Below are 11908 nucleotides of genomic sequence, written 5' to 3'. Positions count from 1 at the left end.
CACCGCCGGACCCCGCCTTCTTGCCGCCGTTCTTCGGGTCATAGGTGCCGGACGTGACCGGCACCTCGACCGTGACCGGGTCGGACTTGTCGAAGTGCAGCTCGATGGTGACCTTCTGGCCCTCGGCCGGCTTGTTCTTCAAGCCCATGAACATCAGGTGGTTGCCGCCCCTGGCGAGTTCGAGCTCGCCGTGCGCGGGGATGTCCAGCGACTTGACCTCCTGCATCTTGTTGCCGGCGGTCTCGTGGATGGTCACGTTCTCCGACAGGTCGCTGGTCACGGAGGTGAGCTTGTCGGCCGTACCGCCGGAGTTCTCGATGACCATGAAGGCGCCGGCCATGCTCTGGGTGACCGGCTGGGGCATGTACGCGCCGGAGACCTTCAGCTCGGGCGCGCTGTCGCCGCCGCAGCCCGCGAGGGCGAATCCGGCGGTCAGGGCGAGGGCGGCGGCGAGGGCGGTGCGGCGGTTCACGGGTTCTGTCCCTTGACGATCTTCGGCAGTGCCTGGCTGTAGTTGTCGACGCTCGCGTCCTGCATCCCCATCCAGTGGACCTTGTCGTCCTTGGGGGAGCTCATCAGGACCTGCGCGCCGTGGGTGGAGACGACGTCGCCGTTCTTCTTCTTGACGGGCTTCTCGATGCCGATGTTCACGCTGCGCGCGCCGGCCTGGATGGTGTCGAAGGAGCCGGTCAGGCCGACGAACTTCTTGTTGATGCCGCCGAGCCACTTCTTGAGCGCGGCGGAGTCGTCCCGCTCGGGGTCCGAGGTGACGAAGACGACGCGCAGGTCGTCCTGTTCGGCCTTGGGCAGCTGCCGCATCGCCACGTCGATGTTGTTCATCGTCAGCGGGCAGACGTCGGGGCAGTGGGTGTAGCCGAAGTAGACCAGGGTCGGGTGGCCCTTGGTCTGTTCGATCAGGTCGTACTTCTTGCCCTCGGTGTCGGTCAGGACCAGGTCCGGCTTCTCCAGGGGGGAGTCGAGCGAGACGATCGGCTTGGAGGTGGCGCCGGAGACGCTGGCGGCGGGCCCGTCGCTGTCGGCGCCGGAGCCGCAGGCGGTCAGCGTCAGGGCCGAGGCCACTACGGCGGCGGCCGCGATCAGATTCCTACTACGCATTGCAATATGTCCCGTGTTTCGCAAATGGTGGTGCCGTCCCGGCGCCGCTGGGGCGCCGGGTACGGGCACGGGGTCGGATCAGGCGCCGCGGCGCCGGCCGGCGAGCACGCCGAACCCGACACCGATGATGCCGACGAGGATGCCGACACCGCCCAGTACGCGGGCCGTGGTGTCACTGCCGTCCGCGGCGGCGGTCTGCGCGGCCTCGTCGCTGCCACCGCCGTTCTTCGCGCCGGCCCCGGCCGAGCCGTGGCCGTCACCGGACGCGGGCGTCAGCTTGAGCACCGGCGCCGGGTTGTTCGGCTCCGGCTCGCCCTTCCTGGGCATCTCGATCCACCGTACGACCTCCTTGTTGTCGTACGTCTGGAGGGCCTTGAAGACGAGCTGGTCGGTCTTGGGCAACTGGCCGACGGAGACCGGGAACTGCTGGAACTGGCCCGGCTCGATCTTGCCGCCGTCCGCGGTCCAGGTGATCTTCGAGACGGCCTCGGTGAGCTTCTTGCCGTGCGTCTCGATGGGCTTGTCGAGCTTGGACCTGGTGATCTCGATCTGCCACCCCGGCACCGGCTGCGGCATGGCGGAGGCCAGCGGGTGATCGGTCGGCAGCGTCACTTCGAGCTTCACGGTCGAGGCGTTGTCGCGCTCGTTGGGGACCTTGAAGTTGATCGTCGCGTAGCCGCCCTGCTCGGCCTGGCCCGGCTGCACGCTGACGTGCGCGAAGGCGGGGGCGGCGAGCAGCAGCACGCTGCCCGCGGCGAGGCCCGCCACGACGGGCAGGCGGCGGGCGAGGCGTGCGGGCACGACAGGGTTCTGGAACATGGCGGAAAACACTCCACAGGCAGGAGGGACGAGGGAAGGGAACGGCTGGCGCGCGTGCGGCGACGACGGCGCGCGACGGTCCCTCCCGTGCGCCGGGGCGTGCCCGGTTCCGCTGCGGGAAGTGCTGTGCGTGACGTCAGACCGCGAGGGCCAGGGCGGGCGGCCCCCGCCTGACGACACTGTGCTGGAGCGCGGGTTCCTTCGGGCGGGCTTGGTCATTCCGGTACGAAAAACAGGCCGCGGGGCGGGCGCCGGCCGCGTCCGGCAGCCCGGCACACAGAGCGCGTACGAGCGCGAGCGCGCCGTGCAGTGCGCCCACGAGCGCCTCGGCGACGACCGCGGCCTGACGTGCCGTGGGCGCCGAAAGCCGTACCAGCCGCCACAGCGCGGCCTCGCCGCGGCGCAGCAGCCACCCGGCGGCGAGCGCCGCGAGCAGGTGCGCCAGCAGCATCGGCAGCGAGGGCAGCAGCCCGTGCGCTCCCGCGGCCGCGTGATCCATGGTGTGCCCGGCAGCCGGTGTGCCCGTGCCGCCCGGCCCGAACGCCGAGGCGTCCAGGATGCGGCGCGCCTCGGCGCCGTCCAGCTGCCCGGCCCCCAGGCCACAGGTGACGTGCCGCGCCATGGTGACCGCCGCCTGGTCGGAGAGCCCGCCGCCCGCCGCGGGCGGCGCGGCCATCCGGTGCTGCCCCAGCGCGAACACGGTGTGCAGCGCGAGCTGGCCGACGGCCAGCGCCACCGCGATGCCGGGCAGCGAGCGCTCCCGCCCGGCCAGCGGCGCCGCGACCGCGAACACCGCCGCGCAGCCCACGCCCAGCGTCCACAGGGGGACGGCCGCGCAGGACCCGATCATGTGCCCGGCCGCGGACAGCGCGACGCAGACCGCGGTGAACACCGCGGCCCTCAGCAGCCGCAGGTCCGCGGCGGCGCGCTCTTCTGGGGCGTACGGGGCAGACATGGCCGCGCCATCATCCCACTGCGCCCCCGGCCCCCGTACGGCAGGTCCGCGGCATCGCCACGGCGGACCGCGCGATTCCGGCCTTCGGCAGGTGGGGGCCGGAGCGCGGCGGGGGCGGCGCCGGCACGACGACCGCGGACGCCGGGGCGCACGCGGGCGCACGCTCGGCCCCGTTACACCGGCGGACGTCGTGGACGCATCCGCCGAATGAGCGGAGTCACGTCCCGGGCACGCTTACGGACCATGCGCCCCGGCAATACGTATCGATATGTCGAGCCGCGACCAGGAGGCTGCAGCGATGAGCATCTGGTGGTCCCTGCACCTGCGGCGCGAGGCTGCGAGCGTTCCGCTCGCCCGGCGGCTCTTGCTGGGCACGATGGAGACGGCCGGGGTGGACCCGGATGTCTCCCACGACCTGTCCGTCGCCCTCTCCGAAGCGTGTGCGAACGCCGTCGAACACGGTGGCGACGCCGCTACGGAGGACTACCGGGTCACCGCCTTCATCAACGGAGACACCTGCCGTATCGAAGTCACCGACTCCGGGCCCGGCTTCCGGGAACGCGCCCGCAGGCCCAAGCGCCCCGGGTGGAGCCCGACGCCCGACACCGCCGCGCCGCCCCCGAGCACAGCAGCCCCCGCCCCGGCCCAGGCCGAACACGGACGGGGGCTCTTTCTGATCGAGGCACTGACCGACCACGTCCGCTACCGCAACCGCTCCGGGCGGTGCGGCGCGGTGGTCAGCTTCGACAAGATCCTCAAATGGAAGGAGGGGGTCCCGCTGATGGCGTTGTGACGCGGGTGTGCCGACCGGTGGAACGGGCCGGGCCCCGGTCGGCGGAGTGCGTACCGGGGCCCAGTCGTGCTGCGGGGATCAGCCGCACTCGCCGTCCCTGTAGAACAGCGAGGCGTTGTTGTTGTAGGTGACGTCCAGGTTGCCGCGTTGCAGGTTCATGTAGGCGTCGTAGGCGCCGCTGTAGCCGGAGTTCACGTAGACCCTGGCCGTGCAGTACGTGTCGTTCACGACCGACGCGGAGTTGTTCTTGACGCTCAGCCCCTGGCCCTTGCCGGAGCTGGTGAACTTGTACCCGGCGAGGTTGCCGTAGTTGGCGGGCGCCCGCAGGGAGTTGTGCGAGCCCTGCATGTTCGAGTTGTAGTAGAAGCAGAACGAACTGTCCGGACAGCCGTGGATGCTGCCCGCCTGTGCCGTGGTGGCGACCGCGGGGACGAGCAGGGCGGCACCGAGTGCGGCGGCGGCGAGCTTGGAAACGCGCTTCATTTCTTTCCGGTCCTCTCTTTTGCGGATGTCCATGGCGTTGTGCAGTTCCCCGGAAAATTCCGGGGAGGGTGGGCGTGCCAGGACGGAAAAGGTCGGTCCCACCGCTTCACTGATCGCGCAGCGCGGCGTTCACCTTGGCGAGTTGCTCGTTTTTTGTTTTGAGCGCCGCGGCGAATGCCGCTTGCTGCCGCGTGATCATTTCTTTTTGCAAGGAAGTCTCGACCGTGAACCAGATGCCGACCAGGTTCACTTGCTTTTTGCAGGCCACGTCGGCCGTTGCCGTCTCGCGTTCCTGCTGCGTGGGTGAATTCCCCTGGAATCGGGGGTCGCTTATGGCCGCCAACGGGTCGGTATAGGAATGGCCCTGGCCCTTCATGCAGCCGGACCACGCCTTGAACGCCTTTTGTACGCGCGGGTCGGACCTGGTGGCCGTGAAACTGTCGAGGTTGGCCTTGCGGGGCAGGTCGGCGGGGCCCAGCTGACCCGAGCCGGCCAGTTCCTTGGCCGCCTCCGCGCTGCAACCACCGGGCGGTACCGGCACTCCGTTGACCCGGATCGTGCCGCCGCCGTCGGACGCGGCCGCGTCCTTCCCCTGGGAGCGCCCGGTGAGTGCTTCCTGCTGGGCGTCGGACAGCTTCGGCGGGTGGGCCGGGTGCGTGCGTGGGTCGCGGTCGCCGAGGTGGTACCCGTCGGCCTCGGCCGCGGCCTCGTCCGTCACCCCGTACCGGCGGTCCATGAGGCTGCGCGGTCCCACCGGCGGGCCCGCCGGGCGGATTTCGTAGTCCAGGTCGAATCGTTCGAGGCACTTCTTGTGCAGTACGGCTCTGGCCCTGGACAGCTTCTCAAGTTCCGCGTCGGAGAAGAGATAGGTCGCTACGGGGAGGTGCAGGTCGACGCTTTTCAGAATCGCCGGTGCGGGCTTTTCCTGTGCTTTTTTCGGGGTCGGTTGGTCCGCCGAGCAGCCGGTCAGTGAAAGGAGTAGGGCGGCGGCCAGTGCGGACGCGCCTGTGCGCAGTTTCCCGCCTGTTGAATGACGCCTCACGTCCGAACCCGATTCCCCCCTGGAAGGCGGCCCGCCCCGCTTCCGTTCATGCCGTGCTGCTCGCGATTCCCCCGAGCCGTCCGGCATTTCGTCCCCAAGTGCCATGGCTCGTGATCAGCAAATCATGCATCAACCACGTAGGGCAATCTATTTACTACAATTCTGACATGTCCCGGTTTTGGGCCTTCGCGCTCGTCGGCCGCGAGAGGTCTTGCCGCGGCTTCGCGCCCTCGACATGCCGAAGAAGTTCCGGAGGCGGGGAGGGGAGGCGGTGTGCCGCCGAGGGTGGTTTGCGCGGTCTCGCAGGGGAAGGACGTCCCCCGCCGCGTCCCCGAAATGCTGCGAGACCCGCGCGCACCCGCTCTAACGCGAAGCGACTCGCGTTAGCTTGTTCTGGACGATACGTGGCCTGAACCCGCACTGCAATACGGAGACGCCGTGAACACAGCGCAGCCTCCGCCCGGGGGAGCCCGGCCGGGAGGACGTACCGCGCGTACGAGACAAGCCGTACTGGAAGCGGTCTTCGAGGAACTGGGGGAGGGCGGGTACGCCGCGCTCACCATGGAGCGGATCGCCCGGCGTTCCGGGGTCCACGTCGCGACCATCTACCGGCGCTGGCGCTCCACCGAGGGGCTCGTCTGCGAGCTGATGACCGACCTCAGCGCCGAGGTGCCGCTCCCGGACACCGGGACGCTCGCGGGCGACCTGCGCGCGCTGGCCCGTGCGATCGCCGCCTTCTACTCGGAGCCGCGCTACCGCGGGCTCCTGGAGGCCGTGGTCTCGGCCGCCGCCCGCGAGCCGGCGGCGGCCGACGTGCTGCGGGAGTTCTTCGACGACCGGCTGCGGCTGGCCGGCCGCATGGTGCACCGCGCCGTGGACCGCGGCGAGCTGCCCGCCGACGCCGATCCCGACGAGGTCATGGCCGCCCTGGGGGCGCCCTTCTACTACCGGCTGCTGATCTCCCGCCGGCCCGTCGACCTCCGCCTGGCGGACTGCGCCGCCGACGCCGCCTACGCGGCTGCCCTGGCCGGAGTGTTCACACACACCGAGGGGGACGAAAACGGCGAAGGCGGCCGGTGACCCCGCGCGGGGTCACCGGCCGCCTCCCAGCGGCTGCGGTCAGGCCCGGTCCCCGGTCAGGCGCGCCATCCACGCCTCGACCTCGTCCGAGCGGCGCGGCAGCGCGGCGGACAGGTTCCGGTTGCCGTCCTCGGTGACGAGGATGTCGTCCTCGATGCGGACGCCGATGCCGCGGTACACCTCCGGCACGGTCAGGTCGTCGGCCTGGAAGTACAGGCCGGGCTCGACGGTCAGCACCATGCCGGCCTCCAGCGTCCCGTTGACGTACGCCTCCGTGCGGGCGGCGGCGCAGTCGTGGACGTCCAGGCCGAGCATGTGGCCGGTGCCGTGCAGCGTCCAGCGGCGCTGGAGGCCCAGCTCCAGCACCCGCTCCACCGGGCCCTCGACGAGGCCCCACTCGACCAGCTTCGCGGCGAGCACACGCTGGGAGGCGTCGTGGAAGTCGCGGAACGCGGCGCCCGGCTTGACCGCCGCGATGCCCGCCTCCTGGGCCTCGTACACGGCGTCGTAGATCTTGCGCTGGAGGTCGTTGTAGGTGCCGTTGATCGGCAGCGTACGGGTGACGTCCGCGGTGTAGAGGGTGGTGGTCTCCACGCCGGCGTCCAGCAGGAGCAGGTCGCCGGAGCGCACCTCGCCGTTGTTGCGGACCCAGTGCAGGGTGGTGGCGTGCGGCCCGGCGGCGCAGATCGAGCCGTAGCCGACGTCGTTGCCCTCGACGCGGGCGCGCAGGAAGAACGTTCCTTCGATGTAGCGCTCGCTGGTCGCCTCGGCCTTGTCCAGGACCTTCACGACGTCCTCGAAGCCGCGCACGGTCGAGTCGACCGCCTTCTGCAGCTCGCCGACCTCGAAGTCGTCCTTCACCAGACGGGCCTCGGAGAGGTACACCCGCAGCTCTTCGTCGCGCTCGGCGGTGACCTTGTCGGTCAGCGCCTCCTCGATGCCCGCGTCGTGGCCGCGCACGACGCGGACCGGACCGGTCGCCGCACGCAGCTTGCCGGCCAGCTCGCGCACGTCCGCGCAGGCCACACCGAGCAGCGTGGCGGCCTCGGACAGGCTGTTGCGGCGGCCGACCCACAGCTCGCCCATGCCGTTCAGCCAGAACTCGCCGTTCTCACGGTCGGAGCGGGGCAGCCGGTAGACGGTCGCGTCGTGGCCCTCGCCGTCCTCGCGGGGCTCCAGGACGAGCACGCTGTCGTCGGTCTGGTCCCCCGTGAGGTAGACGAACTCCGTCGAGGCGCGGAAGTCGTACTCGGTGTCGTTGGAGCGGGTCTTCAGGTTGCCGGCGGGGATCACCAGGCGCTCGCCGGGGAAGCGGCGGGACAGCGCCTCGCGCCGCCGGGCCGCGTTCGGCGCCTGCTCGATGGGCTCCAGGTCCCGCAGTTCGGTGTCGGCCCAACCCGACTTCATGTTCTCCGCAAGCTCATCCGATACGCCCGGGTAAAGGCCGTTCTTGCGCTGCTTGATCGGCTGCTCGTCCTCGTCCGGGGTCTCCGGCGTGAGCTCGTCGGTCACAATGCCTCCTTGTAAGACTGCACCGCGTTCCATCGTAAGTGCGGAGGGAACGGGGTCCAGGGACCGGAAGCGGTGAGGAATCAGACAGTACGGACATGTCCCGCGGGCCGGTGCGGGGCGGGCCCGTACGGCCGGTCCGCGCGCCGGGAAGCGCGCCGCCTACTCGAAGTACGCCGCGAGCAGGACCACGTCCTCGGGCGAATCCGGGTCGTCGAGCCCGCCCGGGAGCAGCGTGTGCAGCAGGTGGTCCGCCAGCGCCTCGGGGTCGTGGCGTGCGGCCCGCGGGACGCCGGCGGCGGCGTTGTGCAGCCGCGCGAAGGCGCGGTCCATCGGCTCGCCGGTGCGGCGCAGCAGCCCGTCGCTGTACAGCAGAAGGGTTTCTCCTGGCGCCGGTGCCAGCTCCACGCTCGGCGCCTCCCAGCACGCCAGCATGCCCAGCGGCGCGGACAGCGTGGTCTCCACGTACTCGGTACGCCGGTCACCGATGATCAACGGCGGGCAGTGCCCGGCCCCGGCCAGCACGATCCGGCGCGCGGCCGAACCGCCGCCGATCGCCCCGTACGCGCCGGTGCCCGGCGGCCCGGCGGGCGTGTCCGCGCCGCCGAGGCCCGCGCCTCCAGGACCCGCGCCTCCAGGACCCGCGCCCCCGGTCCCGGCCTGCGGTGCCTCGGCGAAGGCGAACAGCGCCGTCGCGCTGCGCGCCGGCTCGGTCAGCCGCAGCAGCAGTTCCAGGTCGGACAGGACCGCGACCGGATCCTCGCCCTCCATCACCGCGTACGCCCGCAGCGACGCGCGCAGTCGTCCCATGGCGGCCACCGCGCCGGGCCCGGTACCGGTGACGGACCCGACCGCCAGGCCCAGCGCGCCGTCCGGCAGCGGGAGCGCGTCGTACCAGTCGCCGCCGCCGAGCGGCCCGCAGCCGTGCCGTACCGCGAGCCGTACGCCGGGGACGCGCGGCAGCCGGCTGGGCAGCAGTTCCTCGCGGAGCGTGGCGACGGCCTGCCGCTGCCGGTGCAGTTCGAGGAGGCGGGCGAGGTGCTCGGTGGCGTACGCGCGGTAGAGGCCGACGAGGTGGCGCTGGCGTTCGGTGGGCTCGGCGGGTTCGTCGTAGAGCCAGACCGCGGCGCCGAACCTGCCGGCGGTGTCGGTGTCCAGCGGTACGGCGTAGCTGGCGGCGTACCCGAGGCGGGCGGCGACCTCGCGCAGGCGGGGGTCGAGGCCGGGCCGGCCGGGGATGTCGGGCTGGGCGATGTCGCCGCGTCCGCGCGCGACACAGCCGGAGCCGTCGGCGCGGCCGCCGTCGGCGGGTCCTTCGGCCTCGGCGCGGGCCGGGTCGGTGCCGTCCGTCTCCGGAAGGCCGTCGAGGATCCGGCCGAAGGACAGCGCGCTGCGGGGCACGGTCTCGATGTGGCCGATGTCCGCCCGGCCGACTCCGAGGCCGATGGTGGTGTCGGGCCCCAGCCCGTCGCACGGTTCGAGGACCACCAGTCCGCGCCGCGCGCCCACGAGGGAGGCGCCGGCCCGCAGCAGTTCCCGGAGCGCGTCTTCGAGGGTGCGGGTACGGGCCAGCTGTTCGGTGAGGTCGTGCAGGGTGGTGAGGTCGGAGATCCAGCCGGCGAGCCGGTCCTGGACGGCCGCGGGGCGTTCCTCGGGCGGGGTGTCCGCAGGGGCTGCTGCGGTTGCGGACTCGGCAGTGTGAGTGGGGGCGGGAAGCGCTGGTTCGATTCCAGCCACTTTCGGAACGTGGGGGGTGGTCATGGCCGACGGCTTACGTAGCGCCGGGTGAGACCCCAGGTCAGGCCGCTTGTTGAGAGAGATTGCGGCGGTTTGTTGAGTGGCGTTGGGAAATGTGAGTAAGTGCTCAATTTTCTCAATAGCATCGCAAACCCCCATGTCATGTTGCTCCGCTATCAATGCCTCCACATGTACACGCCCCGGTGACACGATGTCCAGCATTGTCCCCGTGGGGTTTGTGGTGTCAGCGGGACGGGGAAGTTGGCTGGAAAATATCCCCCCGAACGTCAATTTGAGGTCGACTGGCGGCGTTCGACAGTGCGTCATCACCACCATGGCGGGTACGTACTCGGAAAGGTGCGGGCCAGTTGGGGCCGCGCCGGAACTCTCCGACGGGCACGGGCGTCTAACACGGCGACGACCGCGCCGCACCGCACCCCCAAGTGGCGGATCTGCTTCACGGGACAGCAAGCGCCATGCGTGCGCCACCCTCCGCCACGTTCCACGCTCGGCGTATGGCGTGATGCGCTGCTCCTACAAGCAGTGACCAGTGATCCACGTGGCGTTATCGGTACGCGAAACAGGAGCCGTGGAACGCCACGCAGCGGCATGAACCGGCATGTAGTGCGATGGACATAGCCCTCGGCGTTAACGGAAAGGAACGAGCGCTCATGCGCGAGATCCTCGGAAGGCGACGCAAGCTCCGGCTCCGGCGCGGCGGAAGGTCGGCACTGCTCGGTGCGGCGCTCCACTGCGCCACCGAGTGGCAGTGGCCCGTACTCCCGGGCGTCGGGCTGCGGACCGGTGGGAAACAGGCGGGCGGCAAGGCCTCCGGCGGACGGCCGGGGAAGGCCGAGCGCGGCAGCCGCCCGTGCAGTTGTCCCGACCCGGACTGCGTGGTGCCCGGCGCGCACCCCTTCGACCCCGGCCTGTTCGCGGCCACCACCGATGCCCGCATGGTGCGTTGGTGGTGGAGCAACCGGCCCGCCGCGCCCCTCCTCCTGGCCACCGGAGGCCGCGCACCCTGCGCGCTCAGCCTGCCGGCCGTCGCCGGCGCGCGGGCCCTGGCCGCCCTCGACCACTTCGGCGTCCGGGTCGGCCCGGTCGTCGCCACACCCACCCGCTGGTCGCTGCTGGTCGCCCCGTACTCCCTCGCGGAGCTGGGCGAGTTGCTGCACTCCCGGGACTGGGTGCCCAGCTCGCTGCGCTTCCACGGCGAGGGCGGCTACGTGGTGCTGCCGCCGTCCCAGGTCGGCGCGGGCAAGGTGCGCTGGGAGCGGTCGCCGGGCACCGGCCCGGCCGCGCCCTGGCTGCCGCAGGTGGACACGATCGTGGACGCGCTGGTCACCGCGAGCACCAGCGCGCCGGACGGCGGCAGCCGGCTCGCGTACTGAAGCGTCCGCCGGGGCTCCGGCGGACGGGCCGCCCGTCCGCTTGCCGCCCGGCCGGCGTCCGCCCGGCTCCGCACCGAACCGCTCGCCGTGAAAAGAACGCGCGGGCGGTTCACTCGTACGGGTGTGAGCCGCCCCGTGGGGACGGGGTACGGGGGTCTGGGCCCGTCATACGCCCGTTCCGGCCCGATATGTTCGGCGCACCGTCCATCCGGCGGTCAACCCGGCGGTCGCCCCGTCGCCCGGACATCGGCAGGTGGAAATCATGGAGCGTGCGCCGAATCTCCGCATGATCGCGCTGGTGAGCACGGCCGCGCTCGCCATCGCGCTGCCGCTGGCCGCCGCGACCGCGGGTCCGGCCGAATCTGAGCGGTCGGCGGCGGACGGCTCCGCATCCGCTTCACATGCGGACGCGCGCATTCCGGGCGGTGCGGCGCCTTCCGGCCCGCCGGCCGCACGCCCGGGCCCGCGCGCGGACGGCGGCCCGGCGGCCGGGCCGGGTGCGGGAAGGCCCGTAGCGGCCCCGTACAGGGGCCCTGGAGGGCCGTCTGCCACCACCGGCCCGGAGGGCACGGCAGACGGCCGTCGTGCCGCCCGCTGCGGGCCTGAACTGACTTCACCCGAAGGGGTGGAAGCTCAGACGTGTGTTCTCTCCGAAGGCGGTCGGACCTGGGGGCGTACGTACTACCGGAACACCTCCGGCGAGCCTCTGTACGCCGTGCTCACGCTCATGCGCCCGGACGGCCGGACCGTACAGGCGCACTGTGCCGTGCCGGCCGGCGACGAGCCCGGGACCTGCGAAACCCCGCGCCAGGCGACGGCGGGCGGGAGGCAGGCGCCGTACACGGCGGTGGCGGAGGTCGCCGACGCGCGGGGTGAGCGGCTGCTGCTGCGCTCCGGCAGCAACGCGGCGCCGGATGCCAGTGGTTCGGACCAATGACGGTACGAAAGCGACACGGGGAGAGCGCGCCGACGGGCCTGTG

At 71.6% G+C, this 11908-nt stretch carries 11 protein-coding genes and 1 pseudogene; 4 read left to right on the top strand and 8 right to left on the bottom strand.

All coding sequences use genetic code 11. From position 1 onward, the window contains the following. Window positions 1–31: 31 nt before the first annotated feature. The 4 genes and pseudogenes from ACH4K4_RS05430 to ACH4K4_RS05415 all read right to left on the bottom strand — a co-directional run. Window positions 32–472, bottom strand: a pseudogene (locus ACH4K4_RS05430) (copper chaperone PCu(A)C); the annotation flags it as partial. Next, on the bottom strand, window positions 469–1116 hold the full coding sequence (locus tag ACH4K4_RS05425) for an SCO family protein (RefSeq protein ID WP_398164983.1): 648 nt from the start codon (window positions 1114–1116) through the stop codon (window positions 469–471). The pseudogene ACH4K4_RS05430 and the gene ACH4K4_RS05425, both read right to left, overlap by 4 nt. Before the next feature lie 78 nt (window positions 1117–1194). Next, complete coding sequence (locus ACH4K4_RS05420; protein WP_398164981.1) at window positions 1195–1935, bottom strand: YcnI family protein; 741 nt, start codon at window positions 1933–1935, stop codon at window positions 1195–1197. A gap of 136 nt (window positions 1936–2071) precedes the next feature. Further along, window positions 2072–2890: a hypothetical protein gene (locus ACH4K4_RS05415; RefSeq protein WP_398164980.1), complete on the bottom strand. Its 819-nt coding sequence runs from the start codon at window positions 2888–2890 to the stop codon at window positions 2072–2074. Between the two features lie 298 nt (window positions 2891–3188). Here ACH4K4_RS05415 and ACH4K4_RS05410 point away from each other — a divergent pair, with 298 nt between their 5' ends. Next, a complete protein-coding gene (locus tag ACH4K4_RS05410) occupies window positions 3189–3683 on the top strand; it encodes an ATP-binding protein (RefSeq protein WP_398164978.1) in 495 nt (164 codons plus the stop codon). Window positions 3684–3761: 78 nt separating this feature from the next. Here the strand turns inward: ACH4K4_RS05410 and ACH4K4_RS05405 are convergent, their stop codons facing one another. Both ACH4K4_RS05405 and ACH4K4_RS05400 read right to left on the bottom strand, forming a co-directional pair. Next, window positions 3762–4166 (bottom strand): peptidase inhibitor family I36 protein, encoded by a 405-nt coding sequence (locus ACH4K4_RS05405; RefSeq protein WP_398164977.1) that lies wholly within the window; start codon window positions 4164–4166, stop codon window positions 3762–3764. A gap of 106 nt (window positions 4167–4272) precedes the next feature. Further along, window positions 4273–5313: a hypothetical protein gene (locus ACH4K4_RS05400; protein ID WP_398164975.1), complete on the bottom strand. Its 1041-nt coding sequence runs from the start codon at window positions 5311–5313 to the stop codon at window positions 4273–4275. Window positions 5314–5646: 333 nt separating this feature from the next. Here ACH4K4_RS05400 and ACH4K4_RS05395 point away from each other — a divergent pair, with 333 nt between their 5' ends. Continuing rightward, window positions 5647–6288 carry a TetR/AcrR family transcriptional regulator gene (locus tag ACH4K4_RS05395; RefSeq protein ID WP_398164974.1) on the top strand — a complete coding sequence of 214 codons (642 nt, stop codon included), beginning with the start codon at window positions 5647–5649 and terminating at the stop codon, window positions 6286–6288. 39 nt (window positions 6289–6327) lie between these two features. Here ACH4K4_RS05395 and ACH4K4_RS05390 read toward each other — a convergent pair whose 3' ends face one another. Next, complete coding sequence (locus ACH4K4_RS05390; protein WP_398164973.1) at window positions 6328–7800, bottom strand: aminopeptidase P family protein; 1473 nt, start codon at window positions 7798–7800, stop codon at window positions 6328–6330. 159 nt (window positions 7801–7959) lie between these two features. Beyond that, window positions 7960–9756 carry a PP2C family protein-serine/threonine phosphatase gene (locus tag ACH4K4_RS05385; RefSeq protein ID WP_398164971.1) on the bottom strand — a complete coding sequence of 599 codons (1797 nt, stop codon included), beginning with the start codon at window positions 9754–9756 and terminating at the stop codon, window positions 7960–7962. Window positions 9757–10205: 449 nt separating this feature from the next. Between ACH4K4_RS05385 and ACH4K4_RS05380 the strand changes: the two genes are divergently transcribed. Further along, entirely contained in the window at window positions 10206–10928 is a 723-nt protein-coding gene (locus ACH4K4_RS05380; protein ID WP_398164969.1) for a bifunctional DNA primase/polymerase, read from the top strand. A gap of 625 nt (window positions 10929–11553) precedes the next feature. Then, on the top strand, window positions 11554–11865 hold the full coding sequence (locus tag ACH4K4_RS05375) for a hypothetical protein (protein ID WP_398164967.1): 312 nt from the start codon (window positions 11554–11556) through the stop codon (window positions 11863–11865). Window positions 11866–11908 lie beyond the last annotated feature (43 nt).

Source organism: Streptomyces sp. NPDC017529 (genome assembly GCF_044329785.1).
Classification (GTDB): domain Bacteria; phylum Actinomycetota; class Actinomycetes; order Streptomycetales; family Streptomycetaceae; genus Streptomyces.
This window is presented reverse-complemented; position numbering and strand designations above follow the sequence as displayed.

What these genes read in the sequence shown, in the direction of transcription:
- ACH4K4_RS05385 (WP_398164971.1), bottom strand. Translation starts at nt 9,756, where the DNA reads ATGCTGGACATCGTGTCACCGGGGCGTGTACATGTGGAGGCATTGATA.
- ACH4K4_RS05380 (WP_398164969.1), top strand. Translation starts at nt 10,206, where the DNA reads ATGCGCGAGATCCTCGGAAGGCGACGCAAGCTCCGGCTCCGGCGCGGC.
- ACH4K4_RS05410 (WP_398164978.1), top strand. Translation starts at nt 3,189, where the DNA reads ATGAGCATCTGGTGGTCCCTGCACCTGCGGCGCGAGGCTGCGAGCGTT.
- ACH4K4_RS05405 (WP_398164977.1), bottom strand. Translation starts at nt 4,166, where the DNA reads ATGAAGCGCGTTTCCAAGCTCGCCGCCGCCGCACTCGGTGCCGCCCTG.
- ACH4K4_RS05415 (WP_398164980.1), bottom strand. Translation starts at nt 2,890, where the DNA reads ATGTCTGCCCCGTACGCCCCAGAAGAGCGCGCCGCCGCGGACCTGCGG.
- ACH4K4_RS05400 (WP_398164975.1), bottom strand. Translation starts at nt 5,313, where the DNA reads ATGGCACTTGGGGACGAAATGCCGGACGGCTCGGGGGAATCGCGAGCA.
- ACH4K4_RS05420 (WP_398164981.1), bottom strand. Translation starts at nt 1,935, where the DNA reads ATGTTCCAGAACCCTGTCGTGCCCGCACGCCTCGCCCGCCGCCTGCCC.
- ACH4K4_RS05425 (WP_398164983.1), bottom strand. Translation starts at nt 1,116, where the DNA reads ATGCGTAGTAGGAATCTGATCGCGGCCGCCGCCGTAGTGGCCTCGGCC.